A 15,960-nucleotide genomic window follows, 5' to 3' on the forward strand; every position below is an offset into this window, starting at 1 on the left:
TCGGACGTCATGACCGCAGACCAGACCGCCACCGCCGCCGGCACCGGGATCATTCCCCGCATCGCCGGCTTCGCCGACGAGATCGTGGCCCTCCGGCACGATCTTCACCAACATCCCGAGATCGGGTTTGAGGAAGTCCGCACCTCGGAAATCGTGGCGCAGAAATTGGCCGAGTGGGGCATCGAGGTGTACCGGGGCTACGGCAAGACCGGGGTTGTCGGACGCCTGAAGGGACGGCACGAGGGCAACCGCGTGGTGGGGCTGCGTGCCGACATGGACGCCCTGCCGATCGTCGAAGCGACCGGCCTTCCCTATGCTTCGGTTCATCACGGGGTCTTTCACGGCTGCGGTCATGATGCCCATACCGCGATCCTTCTGGGGGTCGCGCGCTACCTGGCCGAGACGCGCGATTTTGCCGGAACAGTGCAGTTCATCTTCCAGCCCGCCGAAGAGGGGCTGGGCGGCGCGCGCGCGATGCTCGCCGACGGGCTGTTTCGGGATTTCCCAGTCGATGAGATCTACGGCCTGCACAATGCGCCCGGCACCTACCTACCGCCCGGCCATCTGCGCGTATCGCCCGGCGTGTCGATGGCGGCGGCTGACTTCTTCGACATCACGCTCAGGGGCAAGGGCGCCCATGCGGCGCATCCGGATACCGCGCATGATCCGATTCCGGCGGTGGCCGAACTGATCCAGGCGCTGCAGACCATCGTCAGCCGCAATGTCAGGGCCACCGACCCCGTCGTGCTGTCGATTACCAGGGTGCATGGCGGGACGGCGTACAACGTGATCCCCGAGACGGTCTCGATCGCGGGCACGGTGCGAGCCTTTTCGGACCCGATTCGCGAGGTCGTCCGCGAGCGGATCCGGGCCATTTCGCACCATGTCGCAGCGGCGCATGGGGCTGTAGCCGAGGTCGAGATCCGAGATGTCTTTTCGGTACTGACCAATGACCCGGACAGCGTGAACCACGTAGCGGTGGTGGCGCGGCAGGTTCTGGGCGACAGCAAGGTCGTGGTTGAAAAGGCCCGGATCCTGGGCAGCGAGGATTTCGCGGATTTCCTGAAACATGCCCCCGGCGCATTCTTCTCGATCGGTCACAACGGCATGGTTCCACTGCACAATCCGGGCTTCATCCTGGACGATGGCTTGCTGCCCATCGGGGCTTCGGTCCTGTCACGCCTGGTCGAAAGCCGGCTGGCCGCGGGCTGAGATCCGGGGGGCGCGGGTCCGGCCGTCTTGGCTGCCTGTGGGCTGGTCCGGAGCGTGGCGCGGCGAAAGATCAGAAGCGCGTGCGTATCTCGCGCACCGACGGGAGGCCCGCATCGTGAGCGAGGAACATCCCGAAACGGAGGAAGGTGCGACGCCTGCCGCACCACGTCCCGCCGAGACGTCCTAGAGCATTTTCGAGCGAAGTGGACACCGGTTCGCGTGAAGAAAATGCGCTAAAACAAAGACATGGAGCATTTTCGCGATTCGGAGAAACGCGAAAATGCTCTAGCAGGAGTCCCGCCCGCTGACCGGTGAGCCGGTCGCGCCGATGCGGCTGCGGCCCGAACCGCCACGCGTGACGCGCCTGTCGCGAAAGGTGCTGATCGCCCTCGGTGTGCTTGCCGGCACCGGTATCGGCGGCACCTTGATCTACGCGCTCCAGACCCGGCACGGCGGCAAGACCACCGAGGAGCTCTATTCGACAGACAACCGGACGACGCCCGACGGCCTCGCCGGCCTGCCGAAAGATTATGCCGGTATCCCGAAGCTCGGTCCGCCGCGGCCGCGAAGAAGGCCGCAGAGGCGCCAGCTTAGCGAGAGCCAATCCGGCTTGGATTGCCCGGTGGATCCAAAAACAGCAAATCAGGAAGGGAGGGAATGACTAAAGTCATTGGCGCGCCGGGGAAGATTCGAACTCCCGACCCCCAGATTCGTAGTCTGGTGCTCTATCCAGCTGAGCTACCGGCGCGCATCACTGCGATGAAGCAATATGTTGCTGTCATCAGGTGAGGTCGGTGAATTAGAACCTCCCGCCCCGCTTGGCAAGCCCCTTTAGCCCCAAGTCCGCAAGAAAATGACCAATTGGGGATAACCCATTGTGACCCGTCCTGAAAGCGTCATGGTGCAAAGGCGATAAAGCGCGCCTTTGCCACGCGGGCGCCGGCCACAGTGGAAAAAGGCGCTAGCGCAAATCCGACTTGAAGGGAATCGTCCGACACCATCCAAGTCGGTGAATTTGCGCGTCAATTTTCGAACGGAGCAAGTCCGCAAAAGACGGACTTGCTCTGGCCGCCATCTGCCTCGGCGCCCGCGGGCCAGGGCCCCGCGATCAGCCGCTTGTGATGGACGCCCGCCAGTGGCGATGGAGCGCCTCGACGTCCCCATCGGTCAGGAGCGGCATCGCCGCCGCCAGCCGATCATCGGGCCAGTCCCACCATTGCATGTCCAGAAGCAGCGCGATCTGATGGTCATCGAAGCGCTTGCGGATCGTCCTGGCAGGGTTCCCACCCACGATGGCATAGGGCTCCACATCGCGCGTCACCAGCGCGCGCGTGCCAATCACCGCACCGTCGCCGATCCGAACCCCGGCCATGATGACAGCCTCGGAGCCTATCCAGACGTCGTTTCCGACCACGGTATCGCCTGCAGGCCGATATCCGTTCTCCGCCCCCGCGAAGGCGGGCACGTCCGGCATCCAGTAGAAGGGAAAGGTGCTGATCCAGTCGTTTCGGTGGCCTTGATTGCCCGCCATGATGAAGGCCGCGCCAGACCCGATCGAGCAGAAGCTGCCGATCACCAGTTTGTCGGCACCGTCGTCAGGGAGGAGATACCGGGCGCAATCGTTGAAGCTGTGACCGTGGTAGTAGCCGGAATAATAGCTGTAGCGGCCAACGATGATATTCGGGTTCGTGACCTGCTTGTCCAGCGTCACGCCCTTGAACGGGCTTTCGAAATAGTTGTTCATCGCGGTTCTTTCTGCATGAGTTTGCTCGCCGCTCGCCTTCGTCCAAGCGGCAACGTCGCGAGAAGCCTCGGAGGCCTCGCGCACAGGCTCCTCGCGCGGGTCTGAGGTATCAGTCCCGCAGGGGCGCGATGCAGATGGTACTGGGTGCTGCCTTCATGCTGCTTTTCTAGCCGGGATGCGGCCGTCGTCCAAGACCCGCGCTCCGCGCAGCGCGGCAACCCCGCAGCAGTTCGTTTCGACGGAGGTCAGGCGGAGCGATCGGGGATAACGATGCGGAAATGCGCGCCCTTCTCTGAGGGTTCGAGCGTGATGTCTCCCCCATGGAGATGGACGAGCTCGGCCGCGATGGCGAGGCCGAGACCCGAGCCTCCCGCGCGTGTCGTGCCCTGGAACGCCTCGAACAGCGTTCCGCGGGCCTTGTCGGCAACACCGGGGCCATTGTCGATGACATCGATGGTGACCGCAGCCGGGTGCGCGTTGTCGCGCCGGGCCGCTACCACAAGGCGGCGCGGCTCGCCGGAGGGCGGGGCCTGTTCCATGGCCTGGAGGGCATTGCGGCACAGATTGAGCAGCACGCGCGACATCTGCTCGGGATCCGCATCGATCACCAGGTCCGGCGCGACGTCCTGGACGAACTGAAGATCATCGCCGACATCGAGGAGATCACGCAGGTCCGATACCAGGGATGCAACCGGCACTCGCCGACGCTGGGGCACGGGCTCGGCCGCCCCCCCATAGGCGAGCGTCGCCTGGCAGAAATCGATGGCGCGTCCGAGCGTCGCCACGAGCCGTGGCGCAAAGCGCGCCGTGGCCGGATCCGCGACCTGCGCCAGACGATCGGACAAAAGCTGGGCCGCCGTCAGCATGTTGCGCAGATCATGATTGATCTTGCTGACGGCCAGTCCGAGCGCGGCCAGATGCCGCTTCTGGCGCAGGACATCGGCGAGGCTGTGCTCCATCTCGGCCAGCGCCCGCTCGGCGATGCCGATCTCGTCGGTCCGCTCCGAGGGCACGATGATCCGGCTGGCGTCCTCCGGCGCTGCGGCGAAGGCTGCGACATTCGCGGACAGGCGCCGCACGGGACGGACAATCAGCCAGTGCAGGGCCAAATAAACCAAACCGCCCGTAATCGCCGAGATGATGAGAGACACAACGAGAATCCGGCGGGAGAAATCCAGCATCGCTGATCGCAGCGGCCGCGGATCGATGATCATTTCCACGAAGGCGGCGGCGCCCATACCGGGGCCAATCACGCGCACCGGCTCGTCGCCGGTCCCCAGCAAGGTGCGAAAGGCATCAACAATGAGGGTCGGCCAGTCGGGCTCGCGCAGATCGATGGTCTCGGCCACCTCGGCCGGCGTATCGGCCAGCGCGACGAGGTGGCGGGCGCCGCCCACTTTCACGGCAATGGCCTGCGCGCCGACGCCCGCGAGCAGCTTCTGCTCGAAGGCCGGATTGATGCCTCCCTCCGGCGCCGCCTCCAGCACGAGGCCCGCGACCTGCGCGGTCGACAAGCGGTCGTTGAGCCACGAGACACGGAAGCTTGCGATCGAAGGCCCGTAGATCAGCACTTCGGCGATCATGACGAAGAGCCCGGTGAGAATCAGGAGGCGCGCCGAGAGCCCGAACAGAGGCACAACGGCGCCTCCCGGCTGAGGCCGCGACGCGCCCTCATCCCCGAGGACCGGCGGAAGTTGGGATCGCGAGCCCTCCATCCGCTTGGTCCGTCAACCGAACAATCGCAGGAAACGTGCCATGCCTCTCACCCATCGGCTGCGCGTCTGCGGTGCATAGAAGCTCAAGGCCGCATCGCGCGAAACGGCGGAATAGGTCAATGTCGGCATCTCGAGCCGTGAAACCTGTGCGATCGTCAACCCTTCCGCTATGGCCAGTGTCCAGGGGATGATGAGTTCCCCCGCCGCCGCGCCGGCGATCGCGCAGCCGAGGATTCGGCCGCGCCTGGTCAGCACCACCTTGATCTCACCGGCCACCGCGCGATCCGCCTCCGCACGTTCATTCTGCGCGAACGGCGCACGCAGGATCCGCACGTCGCCATGCCGGGCACGTGCCTCGGCTTCGCTGAGGCCGACCGTGGCGATCTCCGGATCCGTCATCGTCAGGCGTGGAACGACCGGGGCTGCCGGGGCGGCGCGGAAGAGCATGCCGCGGACGATGCGGCGCGCTTCATCCTTGGCGAGATGCGCGGCAAAATGACTGTCGGCCCCCTCGCCCGAGGCAAGGCCCAGCGCATAGATGCGGCGGTTGCTGGTCGCGGAGCCGCGACCGAGCGCTATCCCCGCTCCGCCGGTGGCGACGCCGGCCGCCTGAAGGTCCAGCCCCCCGAACGTGGGCTTGCGGCCGACCGCGACACAAATGTGGCTCGCCTCGACAACGATACTGCCATCAGCCTCGGTCTCGACGTCAACACGCTTTGCGTCGCGGGTCGCCTCCACGCGCTTGATCGTGGCACGCTCATGGATGGTGATGCCCTCCTGACGCAACGCTGCGAGGGCAAAAGCTGCAATCTCCGCATCCTCGCGGCGCAGCGCCGGCCCACGATCGATCAGCGTCACCTCGGCTCCCAGGCGCCGCTGCGCCTGGGCCAACGTCACGCCGGTGCGGCCGGCGCCGATGATGACGAGGCGTTCAGGGTGATGGGTCGTATCGAGGATGCTGTCGTCGGTGAGCACGTCGATATCGGCGAGGCCCGGAATATCCGGGATGACGGGCTCAGAACCGGTCGCGATCAGGAATCGCCGGGGCGTGACGGTGGTTTCACCGACGAGCAGGCTGCGACGGTCGATGAAACGCGCCTCATCCTGCAGGACGCGCACGCCGAGTGCGGCGAGGCGATAGGGCGATTCTTCAGCGACGGAAGCCGCTACCACGCGCTGAACATGGGCATGAACGCGGGGATGGTTGATCCGTGCCGTACTGGTGCCCATGCCCAGAAAAGCGGAATCGCGCGCGGCCCGCACATGCGCGCCCGCATAGGAAAGGGCTGCCGACGCCGCAGCGCCGGCGCTGCGCCAAGGGCCATCAATCGCCTGGTTCGCCACCAGCACCACCGGCGCGCCGAACAGCGCAGCGGTCGCTGCCGCGGTAAAGCCCCCGGGTCCGGCGCCGACCACGCAGAGGTCGGGACGCAGGATCTCAGCCATGACCGCCCCGCTCGGCAACGAGATCCGCGATGGCCTGCCGCAGCTGCGGGATGCCCGTGCCGCTGCGGCTCGAGGTGGGGACGATGCCCGGAAATGCAGCGGGGCGTTTCGCGATCGCCGCCTGCGTTTCCTCCAGCCGGGCAGCGAGTGCCGCGGCTGTGAGCTCATCGGCCTTTGTCAGGACAATCTGATAGGATACAGCCGCCACATCGAGCATGTTGAGCACGTCCGCGTCGATATCCTTGATGCCGTGCCGCGCATCGATCAGCACATAGACGCGTCCCAGGGTGGAACGCCCCTTGAGATAGCTGCGAATCATGCGTGTCCAGGCTGCGACCTTGTCCTTGCCCGCCGCCGCATAACCGTAGCCTGGCATATCGACCAGGGTAAAGGCGGGCCCCGCGCCGATGGTGAAGAAGTTGAGCTGCTGGGTGCGCCCGGGCGTATGCGATGTGCGCGCCAAAGTCTTGCGCCCCGTCAAGGCGTTGACGAGGCTTGACTTGCCCACGTTCGAGCGGCCGGCGAAGGCAATTTCGAGCCCGCCGAGCGGGGGCAGGCTATCTCGCGCGGCAGCCGCCCAGACGAAATCCGCGGGTCCCGCAAAGAGCTTGCGCCCGGTTTCGAGCAAGGTGGCATCAGTGCTGGATGTCGCAAGGGTCATGCGCATCTTATCCAGCTTTGGCCGGAATTCTGCAAGCGCCACCGTCGCATAGGGTAATCAGGGTGTGCGTTTTTGGCAGAATGACCCTGCCGCCGTATGCAAAGTCCCATACGGCGCAGGGTATCGTCCCGATCGGCAAGGCGGTGCTTCAACGCTCCGGCGGCATGGAAGAACGAGCGGAGACAGGGCGCCCGGCGCATGACACCGGGCGCGGGGCGCAATGATCAGGCCTTGGCCTTCTTCATGAACATGCCGCGCAGATTATCCCATAGTTCGATCTTCACGCCGTTCTTGCGCATGATCCAACCCTGCTGGAGCACTGAGAGCAGGTTGTTCCACGACCAGTAGATGACAAGACCGGCGGGGAACGACGCCAGCATGAAGGTGAAGATCACCGGCATCCACGAGAACATCATCTGCTGAACAGGGTCGGGCGGCGTCGGGTTCATCTTCATCTGGACGAACATCGTGAAGCCCATGATGATCGGCCAGGCGCCGAGCAGGAGGAAGTGCCCGATCACCGGCACCGTGCCCGGATCCCAGGGGATCAGGCCGAACAGGTTGAAGATCGTTGTCGGGTCGGGTGCCGACAGGTCCTTGATCCAGCCGAAGAACGGCGCGTGCCGCATCTCGATGGTGATGAAGAGCACCTTGTACAGCGAGAAGAAGACCGGAATCTGGATCAGCATCGGCCAGCAGCCGGCGATCGGATTGATCTTCTCCTTCTTGTACAGCTCCATGAGGGCTTGCTGCTGCTTCATCTTGTCATCAGCGTAGCGTTCGCGGATGGCGGCCATTTCGGGCTGGACGGCCTTCATCTTGGCCATCGAGGCATAGGACTTGTTGGCCAGCGGGAAGAAGGCGAGCTTCACCAGCACCGTCACGGTGATGATGGCGATGCCGAAATTGCCGAAGAGCTTGTAGAAAAAGTCGATCAGCCAGAACATCGGCTTGGTGATGAAGTAGAACCATCCCCAATCGATCAGCAGGTCGAAACCCTTGATGCCGAGCGACGTCTCGTAGCCGCGGATGGCCGCCACTTCCTTCGCGCCGGCGAAGAGATGCGTGGTGGTCTGCGCCGTGGCACCGGGCGCGATCGTCAGGGGCCCGGCGAGAACGTCGGCCTGGTAGCTCGGCTGATTGTTGAACTGCCGCTCGGAGAAACGCCCGGTATAGGCTTGGCTTTGATCAGGAATGAGCGCGGTGGCCCAATATTTGTCGGTGATGCCGGCGAAGCCGCCGGTGACGTCGGGGAACTGGAGGCCCGTACCGCCGCCCGGCAGGGCCGGCTCCTTGGCGAGCTTGGAATAGCTCACCTCCTGCAGGCCCTTGTCGCCGAGCACGCCGACGAGGCCTTCATGCAGGATGTAGAAATTCTGCGTCTGCGGCAGGCCGTGGCGTGAGATGAGCCCATAGGGGTGAAGCGTGAGGGGCGTCGTGCCCGTGTTCTCCACGCTATCCGTCACCGTGAACATGGCATTGTCATCGACCGCGATGGTGCGGCGGAAGGTCGTCCCCTGGCCATTGTCATGGGTCAGCGTAATCGGCGTCTGCGGCGTGAGACGCGCCCCCTCGGGAGCCGTCCACAGCGTCTCCGCATTGGGCAACGCGGGTGCGCCTTCGCCGCTGCCGACCCAGCCGAACTCGGCGTAATAGGGATGCGGGCTGCCCGATGGCGACAGCAGGATGATGTTGGGGCTCTTGGGGTTGACCGTCTCGTGATAGGCCTTCAGCGACACATCGTCGATGCGCCCGCCGCGCAGGGCGATCGAGCCCGCAATTTTCGGTGTGTCGATGACGACACGCGGGCTGCGCGCAAGGGCCGCCTCGCGGCTGACCGGCGCGGAGGCGCCTCCGGCCTGTCCCGGCACCGTCTGCGCCGACCCGGCGTCGCCCGGAACGCCAGGCTGCGGTGCCGTGCTCGACGGCTGCCCGGGCGTCCCGGTCTGCTGCGTCTGGGTGGCCGCCTGCCGCTGCTGATCCACCTTCGGCATACCGAAGAAATAGTTCCAGCCCGTCAGCACCACGATCGATAGCACTATGGCGAGGATCAGGTTCTTGTTATCGCCGATCATGAACGATCCGTTGTGTTGGCAGGACTGTGGGCGGAAGGCCGCTCTGCCCGCTTCCGCGTTGACGAGAATGTGGCGATGGCCCGCTTGAGATCAACCATAAGCGCATCAAAGGGTGCGGACAAAGCGCCGCGCCTGGCCACGACAACGACATCGAGCGCGGCGACCGGCCAGTCGGGCCTGAGCTCGCGCAGCACCTCCCGCAGGCGGCGCCTGATGCGGTTGCGCTCGACGGCGTTGCCGGTCTTCTTCGTCACGGTAAGGCCAAAGCGCGGCCCCGGAACCGGCCTCGCCGTCGCAGACGTCCCCGAAAGGCCGGCATCAGCCTGCGACAAGCAACCAAAACCCGGCGCATTCACGACATCGTGCTCGGGAGCATCGGCGTCGGGAATAGGCCGGGCCAGCGATTTGCCGCGCTTGCGGTCGATCCACTGAACGCTCATGCGCTCAGTGTGAAACCGCTTGCCGCGCTGAGCAGCCAGAAACTCGGAACGCTTTGTGAGGCGCGGCAATTCGGCAGAGCGCCGTCCACGCTGAACCGCTGGGACGTCGCACATGCCGGCCCGTGCCGTGTCAGGCCGACAGGCGCTTACGGCCCCGCGCGCGACGCGCAGCAATAACCTTGCGGCCGCCCTTGGTCGCGATGCGTGCACGAAAGCCATGCCGGCGCTTGCGCACGAGCTTGCTCGGTTGATACGTCCTTTTCACGGCCCAGTCTCCGGTCCCGCAGGGGCGCGACAGCTCGTGAGCCCCGCGCCCGACATCGCCCCGGCATGCCGGTAACGACCTTGATGATGGCTTGCTGTCGGCTGCCGTCCCGGAACGATGAACGCCGAGACGACGACCAAGACGACGATCGGCGCCCGTGAAGAGCGCCGTCGACCTGAGCGGCTTATGGCGGAAGGCACTTCGAAAGTCAACGGCGTCAGACGGACGTCGCGGCCTCCTTTTTGGCCGCGTTGCCACCCTCCGCGGGCGTGCCGGCGTCCGGCGGACGACGCGCGGCATAACGCTGCGCCATGGCCGCGCAGACCATCAGCTGGATCTGATGGTAGAGCATCAGCGGCAGCACGATCGCGCCAACAGCTTGCGCGGGAAAAATGACATTGGCCATCGGAATGCCGCTCACCATGCTCTTCTTGGACCCACAGAAGACAATGGTGATCTCGTCCTCCTTCGAGAAGCCGAGCAGGCGGCTGCCGTAGGTCGTCACCAGGATGACGCCGCCCAGAAGCACGATGTCGACGAGCGCCATGACGAGGAGAGTCGTGAGATCGAAGGTCTGCCACAGCCCGGCGACGACCGCCTTGCTGAAGGCGCCGTAGACCACCAGCAGGATCGAGCTGCGATCGGTCAGGCCGAGGACGCGGTTGTGCCGGCGCACGAAGCCGCCGATGAGCGGCTGCAGGAGCTGGCCCGCGACGAATGGCGCCAGGAGCTGCAGCAGAATGGCGATGACCGCATTGCCGGAAACGCCCCCGCCCTGGGTATGCAGCAGCACGCCAACCAGGACGGGTGTGAGGACCATCCCTAGGATGTTGGAGGCCGATGCCGCGCAGATGGCCGCAGGCACATTGCCCCGCGCCATCGATGTGAAGGCGATCGACGACTGCACGGTCGACGGCAGCACGCACAGGAACAGGATGCCGGAGTAGAGCGTCGGCGTCAGCAGGGACGGGGACAACGGCGCGAGCGCCAGCCCGATCAACGGAAACACCACGAAGGTGACTGCGATGATCACGAGATGCAGCCGCCAGTGCCGCAAGCCGGCCACCACCGCATCCCGGGAGAGCCGCGCGCCATGCAGGAAGAACAGCAGGGCGACCGCGAAATCGGTGAGATAGCCGAGATAGGCGACAAACCCGCCGCGTGCCGGAATGAGGGACGCGAGCAGGACGACCGTCAGCAGGATGATGATGAAGGTGTCGGGCCGGAAACGAAAACGCACGATCACGGGCCTTTGTCGATGATCACGGGGTGGTGGTTCGCCTCCGACATTTGCATCCGTCTCATACGGGCCTTGGAGCAAATGTCGGAGTCGAGAGCACCACCCGCAAGTTAATGGTTTTAGTGGAGCTTTTGAATTTGACATTTGATCGGGAGCCTCATGTCAGGCGGGACTCACATGTCAAATTCGCTCCCCTAGCAATGATCAAGGGATAAGCCCGCACATAAAGCGCTTCAGACGCCCTTGTGAAGCCCTTGCCCGACACCTGCGGTATGCACCACATGCGCTGATGCATGCTGCCACGCGACGGCAGGAATGCTCGCGGGATAGTTGACGGCAACCGCATCGCAGCTAATGAAGAGGCCCCACAAGATGAACTCCCAGTATGAAGGGCTCGATGTGACGCTCCAGTATTCCACCCAGGTCGACGTGACAGGTCGTCCCGTTCCGATTCATGGCGAGGAAGCATTTGCCGGCATGCGCCGCGCAGGCCGACTGGCGGCAGAAACTCTCGACTTCATCACGCCGGCTGTCCGGGCCGGGGTGTCGACGGCAGAGCTCGATGCCTTGTGCGAGGAATTCATGCGAAAGGCCGGCGCTGTGCCGGCGACGATCGGCTACAAGGGCTATCGTCACGCCAGCTGCATCTCGGTCAACCACGTGGTGACCCACGGTATCCCCTCCGACAAGCTCCTCTCGGAAGGCGACATCCTCAATATCGACGTGACGCCCATCCTGGACGGCTGGTATGGCGACTCGAGCCGCATGTATCTCGTCGGCGAGGTCCCTGTGAAAGCCGCACGCCTCGTGCACACCACCTATGAGGCGATGATGGCAGGTATAGCCCAGGTCAAGCCGGGCAACACCCTCGGCGACGTCGGCCATGCCATCGAGACCGTCGCGTTGCGCGAACGCTTCTCGGTGGTCGAGGACTTCTGCGGGCACGGGCTCGGACAGGTCTTCCACGATGCGCCGCAAGTGGTGCACTATGGCGAGCCCGGCACGGGCGTCGTCCTCGAGCCCGGCATGCTCTTCACCATCGAGCCCATGCTGAATGCGGGCAAAGCCGGCGTGAAGGTGCTGGGCGACGGCTGGACCGCCGTGACGCGTGACCGCTCGCTCTCTGCGCAGTTCGAGCACACCGTCGGGGTGACCGAGACGGGCGTCGAGATCTTCACCCTGTCGCCAAAAGGCTTCACCGAGCCCCCCTATCCCGCCACCTGACACCGGAGCGATGAGGTCTCACCCATGCCAATCTCGTTGATCGACCGGCTGTTCGTGGTTCTGGGTGCCGTCGCCGGCCTTGCCGGCGTCGTCGCAGCAGCGGCAGCCGCCCATGTCACCGGCACCGGCTCCCTCGGCACGGCGGCCGATTTCCTGCTGTTCCATGCACCGGTCCTGGTGGCGATTGCCATTGCCGACCACGTCGGGCTCGGCCGCGCCGGCCTGCTGCGGCTTGGCGGCGCGCTCGTCGTTCTCGGGCTCATCGGCTTCAGCGGAGACCTCGCCATGCGCGCGCTCACGGGTACGCCGCTCTTCGCCATGGCCGCCCCCACGGGCGGCACGCTGCTGATGATCGGCTGGGTTGCCATCGGCCTGTCGGCGATCATTCCGCGACGCGCTTGAAAGACACGACAAAGTCGTGTGTCTTCGCGCGTGGAATGGATTTGACATTCGGTACCCGCTCGATGTCGGTCTCGAGACCGAATGTCAAATTCGAAAATTCCACGCGAATCATAAACTCTTAGCGGTTCTCCCGCTTCCAACATTTGCCCTCGGGGCCTATACAAACGAGATGCAAATCTTGGAAGCGAACCGCTAAAAGACTGCGCCATCCGCATCCTGCACCTGCATCCTGCCAACGGCGAGACATGCCATGTCCGACACCAAAGCCGCTCCCTCCCCGCTCGCCGACCTGCCGGACGTGCACACCCGCGCCGAGGTGCTCGTGCAGGCCCTGCCCCATATGCAGCGCTACGACCAGGAGATCGTGGTCGTGAAATATGGCGGCCACGCGATGGGCAATCCCGCAGCGGCGGAGGATTTTGCCGAGGACATAGTCCTCCTCGAGCAATCCGGCGTGAAGCCGATCGTCGTGCATGGCGGCGGCCCGCAGATCGGCCAGATGCTCACCAGGCTCGGCGTGAAGTCGGAATTCGCGGCCGGCCTGCGCATCACCGACAAAGCCACCGTCGAGATCGTCGAGATGGTGCTCGCAGGCTCCATCAACAAGCAGATCGTCGGGACCATCGCGGCGGAGGGCGGCAAGGCGATCGGCCTGTGCGGCAAGGACGGCAATATGGTGACCGCGCGCAAGGTGACGCGCTCGGTCGTCGACCCGGATTCCAACATCGAGAAGGTGATCGACCTCGGCTTCGTCGGCGAGCCCGAACGGGTGGATCGCACGGTTCTCGATTCCGTGCTCGGCCAGGAAATCATCCCCGTGCTGGCACCGGTTGCGGCCGGCACCGACGGCGAGACCTACAACATCAACGCCGATACCTTCGCGGGCGCCATCGCCGGCGCCATGCGCGCCAAGCGCCTGCTGCTGCTCACCGACGTCCCGGGCGTGCTCGACAAGAACAAGAACCTCTTGCCCGAGCTCACGGTGGAGCAATGCCGTCATCTCATCGCCGACGGCACCATCACCGGCGGTATGATCCCCAAGGTCGAGACCTGCATCTACGCACTCGAACAGGGGGTCGAGGGGGTCGTCATCCTCGACGGCAAGGTGTCGCATGCGGTGCTGCTGGAGCTCTACACCGACCACGGCGCCGGCACCCTCATCCGGCGGTAGCAGGACGATCCTGCATGCGCAGCAGCGCCCTGAAGCCCCATCCGCGCAACCGGATCGGGGCGGTTACGGGCGCCTGTAAAGGACGCGATAGGCAGGCTTCACGAGCCGGCCGACGGGGTCGAAGAACGCCGGTTCGAACACGACCGCAACGATCCGCGCGGCATCGACCCGCTCTGAAGCCAGTGCAGCATTGAGCGCATCGAGGCTCGCCGCGCTCGTGAGCTCGGCGAGCGGCCGCATGAGGCGCGCATCATCATCGCCACTGTCCATCATCCGCTGGTCCTCAAATCAATCAAGCAACTGGCCAGACAATCCGCCATGGCCGACGGGGTTCCGGCCCCTGCGTCAGGAGCCAGCCTTTGCGCGGGATGACAGCCTTTTCACGCAGGCGCACATCCAACCTTGTATCTTCTGCCCGATGCCCCCATCTCAATCGGTTCCCCCTCAGCCAATCACAGAGGCCGAGGTCTAGAATCGGGAGCGTGATATCGACCAAAGGCAGCTTCGCCCCGTCAGGCCGGGCCGCGCCGCGCCTTCGACCTCATGCTCCGGGAACGGAGCCTCGATGAACGTGTCCACCCCCAAGCCAACCAGCGACCGCAAGCTTGAAGAGAGCAGGCCCACCGACCTGCCATCCCTGCCGGACAACCTGTCCGACGTCTTGCAACAAGGCCCCTCGCAGCACTCGCCGTTGCGGGAGACGCTCCTGCCCAAGCCATCGCTGACGCATGTCGACACCTGGATTTTTGATCTCGACAACACGCTCTATCCGCATGACGCCAAGCTATGGCCGCAGGTCGACCTGAGGATCACCCTGTTCCTCGCGGAACTCTGCGGTCTCGACGGCATCTCCGCCCGCGCGCTGCAGAAATACTATTACCATCGCTACGGCACGACGCTCCGCGGCCTGATGGAGGAATACGGCATCGATCCCGAGGAGTTCCTCGATTTCGCCCATAGCATCGACTATTCCGAGCTCCTGCCCAATCCGCCGCTCGGCGAGGCCATCGCCGCGCTGCCGGGCCGCAAGCTGATCCTCACGAATGGGTCGCGGGCGCATGCGGAAGCGGTTGCGCTCAAGCTCGGGATCCGCGAGCATTTCGAGGACGTATTCGACATCGTCGCGTCCGGTTTCGTGCCGAAGCCCGAGCCAAGCACCTATGAGCGCTTTCTCGATCGCCATCAGGTCGATCCCGCGGGCGCCGTGATGTTCGAGGACATCGAGAAAAACCTCGTCGTGCCGCATGCGCTGGGCATGGCAACCGTGCTCGTCCTGCCGAAAACGATCGACCCGTTCCGGGAGGCCGCGGAACAGGCCCCCAGCGTCGCGCCGCATATCGATTTCATGACCGACGACCTGGCCGATTTCCTCGTGCGCATGCGAGGCGGCTAAAAGACGGCGGACGGCGAGCGTCAGGCTCGCCATCCCGTACCGCCGCATGTCTATGGGTGACCTGCGCAAGCGAAAAAAGGGCGCCAGATGGCGCCCTTTCTGCGTCGCTCGTTGAGAAGGATCTCGCGCTATTTCGCGAAACGACCTTCATATTTGAACTGTGGCGCGGCTTTCAGCTGGTCCTTCGTCGCGTTGATGCGCGCGTTCCACTTCTTGTCGGCCTCGCTCCACGTCAGCATGAGTGCTGCAGGGGACACCGCGACATAATGCGTGCCCATCCCCAGAAAACCACCGACAGAGAGGATATAGGCGCGGATCGCAGTCCCATCGATAACCGCATCTTCAATTTCGCCGACGTTTTCGTCGCCAGCATTCCGGACGTTCAACCCCTTCAGTGAACTGGCCAATGCGCCTTGTTCAACAGTGACAAAATTGGGCGCTTGGCTTGGCGTGGGGGCAGTCTGCGCGAATGCCGCTGTTGAAATACCAATAGCTGCGATTAACGCTGCAACTCGAACCATCAATCAACTCCAACTATGCGCTCCGAATGAAATATCCGGGGCTTCCGTTATTTAAAACGTCAATTCTATGATTTAGTTCCACTTTCCATCATGAAGTATCCAAACGATCCGCGATCAAGGCGCCATTTGGCAGGATCGTGGGCCGTCCGGCTATGGCCAACCCCGCCGACGCCCGCGCGTCCATTGACAGCGTGTCTGCAAACGCCCATGCTCGTCATCTGTTCCGAGGGGGGCCCCGTGAGGGGGCTGAGATTCCGCCGGCTCGCCATGAGCACCGCGGTGACCCTTAGGACCTGATCCGGGTCATGCCGGCGAAGGGACGGAAAAAGGTGCAAAGCTCCTCACGATTCCATCAGATCGCTGTCACCCGGATCTCCTCGAACCAGGAGTGCGTCCGCTTGCGGCCCGTTCCGATTCTGTCGAATCGGGATCGGGTTCGATCAATTGCGTC

At 64.4% G+C, this 15,960-nt stretch carries 15 protein-coding genes, 1 tRNA gene, 1 pseudogene and 1 riboswitch; of the genes and pseudogenes, 6 read left to right on the top strand and 11 right to left on the bottom strand.

Annotated features, from left to right (window positions below):
* Nucleotides 1–9 precede the first annotated feature (9 nt).
* A complete protein-coding gene (locus C7450_RS01545; RefSeq protein ID WP_110372623.1) occupies nt 10–1,212 on the top strand; it encodes a M20 aminoacylase family protein in 1,203 nt (400 codons plus the stop codon).
* A gap of 304 nt (nt 1,213–1,516) precedes the next feature.
* A pseudogene (locus C7450_RS01550) lies at nt 1,517–1,777 on the top strand (TrbI/VirB10 family protein); the annotation flags it as partial.
* A gap of 106 nt (nt 1,778–1,883) precedes the next feature.
* Here C7450_RS01550 and C7450_RS01555 read toward each other — a convergent pair.
* The 9 genes from C7450_RS01555 to C7450_RS01595 all read right to left on the bottom strand — a co-directional run bounded on the left by C7450_RS01555 (nt 1,884) and on the right by C7450_RS01595 (nt 10,804).
* Nucleotides 1,884–1,960, bottom strand: a tRNA-Arg gene (locus C7450_RS01555).
* A 360-nt stretch (nt 1,961–2,320) separates the two neighbouring features.
* Nucleotides 2,321–2,956, bottom strand: a complete 636-nt coding sequence (catB, locus tag C7450_RS01560) for a type B chloramphenicol O-acetyltransferase (protein ID WP_110372624.1) — start codon at nt 2,954–2,956, stop codon at nt 2,321–2,323.
* 245 nt (nt 2,957–3,201) lie between these two features.
* Complete coding sequence (locus tag C7450_RS01565; RefSeq protein WP_410369482.1) at nt 3,202–4,539, bottom strand: sensor histidine kinase; 1,338 nt, start codon at nt 4,537–4,539, stop codon at nt 3,202–3,204.
* Nucleotides 4,540–4,683: 144 nt separating this feature from the next.
* A complete protein-coding gene (locus C7450_RS01570) occupies nt 4,684–6,117 on the bottom strand; it encodes an FAD-dependent oxidoreductase (RefSeq protein WP_110372626.1) in 1,434 nt (477 codons plus the stop codon).
* On the bottom strand, nt 6,110–6,778 hold the full coding sequence (gene yihA, locus C7450_RS01575) for a ribosome biogenesis GTP-binding protein YihA/YsxC (RefSeq protein WP_110373204.1): 669 nt from the start codon (nt 6,776–6,778) through the stop codon (nt 6,110–6,112). Before yihA ends, C7450_RS01570 begins: the two co-directional genes overlap by 8 nt.
* A 224-nt stretch (nt 6,779–7,002) precedes the next feature.
* Complete coding sequence (yidC, locus tag C7450_RS01580) at nt 7,003–8,853, bottom strand: membrane protein insertase YidC (RefSeq protein WP_110372627.1); 1,851 nt, start codon at nt 8,851–8,853, stop codon at nt 7,003–7,005.
* Nucleotides 8,850–9,407, bottom strand: coding sequence for a ribonuclease P protein component (rnpA, locus tag C7450_RS01585; RefSeq protein ID WP_170147001.1), 558 nt, complete (start codon nt 9,405–9,407; stop codon nt 8,850–8,852). The genes yidC and rnpA overlap by 4 nt, the downstream gene beginning before the upstream one ends.
* A 16-nt stretch (nt 9,408–9,423) precedes the next feature.
* Nucleotides 9,424–9,558: a 50S ribosomal protein L34 gene (gene rpmH, locus C7450_RS01590; protein ID WP_099056420.1), complete on the bottom strand. Its 135-nt coding sequence runs from the start codon at nt 9,556–9,558 to the stop codon at nt 9,424–9,426.
* A gap of 217 nt (nt 9,559–9,775) precedes the next feature.
* Complete coding sequence (locus C7450_RS01595) at nt 9,776–10,804, bottom strand: bile acid:sodium symporter family protein (RefSeq protein WP_425351127.1); 1,029 nt, start codon at nt 10,802–10,804, stop codon at nt 9,776–9,778.
* Between the two features lie 366 nt (nt 10,805–11,170).
* Here C7450_RS01595 and map point away from each other — a divergent pair, with 366 nt between their 5' ends.
* The 3 genes from map (at nt 11,171) to argB (ending at nt 13,595) form a co-directional block, all read left to right on the top strand.
* Nucleotides 11,171–12,022 (top strand): type I methionyl aminopeptidase, encoded by an 852-nt coding sequence (gene map, locus C7450_RS01600; RefSeq protein ID WP_110372630.1) that lies wholly within the window; start codon nt 11,171–11,173, stop codon nt 12,020–12,022.
* A 24-nt stretch (nt 12,023–12,046) separates the two neighbouring features.
* Nucleotides 12,047–12,424 carry a DUF423 domain-containing protein gene (locus C7450_RS01605; RefSeq protein WP_246573143.1) on the top strand — a complete coding sequence of 126 codons (378 nt, stop codon included), beginning with the start codon at nt 12,047–12,049 and terminating at the stop codon, nt 12,422–12,424.
* Nucleotides 12,425–12,674: 250 nt separating this feature from the next.
* Nucleotides 12,675–13,595, top strand: coding sequence for an acetylglutamate kinase (gene argB, locus C7450_RS01610; protein ID WP_110372631.1), 921 nt, complete (start codon nt 12,675–12,677; stop codon nt 13,593–13,595).
* 63 nt (nt 13,596–13,658) lie between these two features.
* Here the strand turns inward: argB and C7450_RS01615 are convergent, their stop codons facing one another.
* Nucleotides 13,659–13,868: a hypothetical protein gene (locus C7450_RS01615; protein ID WP_110372632.1), complete on the bottom strand. Its 210-nt coding sequence runs from the start codon at nt 13,866–13,868 to the stop codon at nt 13,659–13,661.
* A 292-nt stretch (nt 13,869–14,160) separates the two neighbouring features.
* Here C7450_RS01615 and C7450_RS01620 point away from each other — a divergent pair, with 292 nt between their 5' ends.
* Nucleotides 14,161–14,988, top strand: a complete 828-nt coding sequence (locus C7450_RS01620) for a pyrimidine 5'-nucleotidase (protein WP_110372633.1) — start codon at nt 14,161–14,163, stop codon at nt 14,986–14,988.
* Between the two features lie 128 nt (nt 14,989–15,116).
* Here the strand turns inward: C7450_RS01620 and C7450_RS01625 are convergent, their stop codons facing one another.
* Nucleotides 15,117–15,509 (bottom strand): PRC-barrel domain-containing protein, encoded by a 393-nt coding sequence (locus C7450_RS01625; protein WP_110372634.1) that lies wholly within the window; start codon nt 15,507–15,509, stop codon nt 15,117–15,119.
* Nucleotides 15,510–15,725: 216 nt separating this feature from the next.
* A riboswitch (TPP riboswitch) is annotated at nt 15,726–15,846 on the top strand.
* The last annotated feature ends 114 nt before the right edge of the window (nt 15,847–15,960 follow it).

Origin of the sequence: Chelatococcus asaccharovorans (genome assembly GCF_003201475.1) — a bacterium.
In the GTDB taxonomy this organism is placed as follows: domain Bacteria; phylum Pseudomonadota; class Alphaproteobacteria; order Rhizobiales; family Beijerinckiaceae; genus Chelatococcus; species Chelatococcus asaccharovorans.

Bases quoted from the DNA above. Each gene is read 5' to 3' on its own strand.
- C7450_RS01605 (WP_246573143.1), top strand. From the start codon at position 12,047: ATGCCAATCTCGTTGATCGACCGGCTGTTCGTGGTTCTGGGTGCCGTC.
- rnpA (WP_170147001.1), bottom strand. From the start codon at position 9,407: ATGTGCGACGTCCCAGCGGTTCAGCGTGGACGGCGCTCTGCCGAATTG.
- C7450_RS01565 (WP_410369482.1), bottom strand. From the start codon at position 4,539: ATGATCGCCGAAGTGCTGATCTACGGGCCTTCGATCGCAAGCTTCCGT.
- C7450_RS01620 (WP_110372633.1), top strand. From the start codon at position 14,161: ATGAACGTGTCCACCCCCAAGCCAACCAGCGACCGCAAGCTTGAAGAG.
- catB (WP_110372624.1), bottom strand. From the start codon at position 2,956: ATGAACAACTATTTCGAAAGCCCGTTCAAGGGCGTGACGCTGGACAAG.
- C7450_RS01625 (WP_110372634.1), bottom strand. From the start codon at position 15,509: ATGGTTCGAGTTGCAGCGTTAATCGCAGCTATTGGTATTTCAACAGCG.
- C7450_RS01570 (WP_110372626.1), bottom strand. From the start codon at position 6,117: ATGGCTGAGATCCTGCGTCCCGACCTCTGCGTGGTCGGCGCCGGACCC.
- C7450_RS01615 (WP_110372632.1), bottom strand. From the start codon at position 13,868: ATGATGGACAGTGGCGATGATGATGCGCGCCTCATGCGGCCGCTCGCC.
- map (WP_110372630.1), top strand. From the start codon at position 11,171: ATGAACTCCCAGTATGAAGGGCTCGATGTGACGCTCCAGTATTCCACC.
- argB (WP_110372631.1), top strand. From the start codon at position 12,675: ATGTCCGACACCAAAGCCGCTCCCTCCCCGCTCGCCGACCTGCCGGAC.
- C7450_RS01545 (WP_110372623.1), top strand. From the start codon at position 10: ATGACCGCAGACCAGACCGCCACCGCCGCCGGCACCGGGATCATTCCC.
- yihA (WP_110373204.1), bottom strand. From the start codon at position 6,778: ATGACCCTTGCGACATCCAGCACTGATGCCACCTTGCTCGAAACCGGG.
- yidC (WP_110372627.1), bottom strand. From the start codon at position 8,853: ATGATCGGCGATAACAAGAACCTGATCCTCGCCATAGTGCTATCGATC.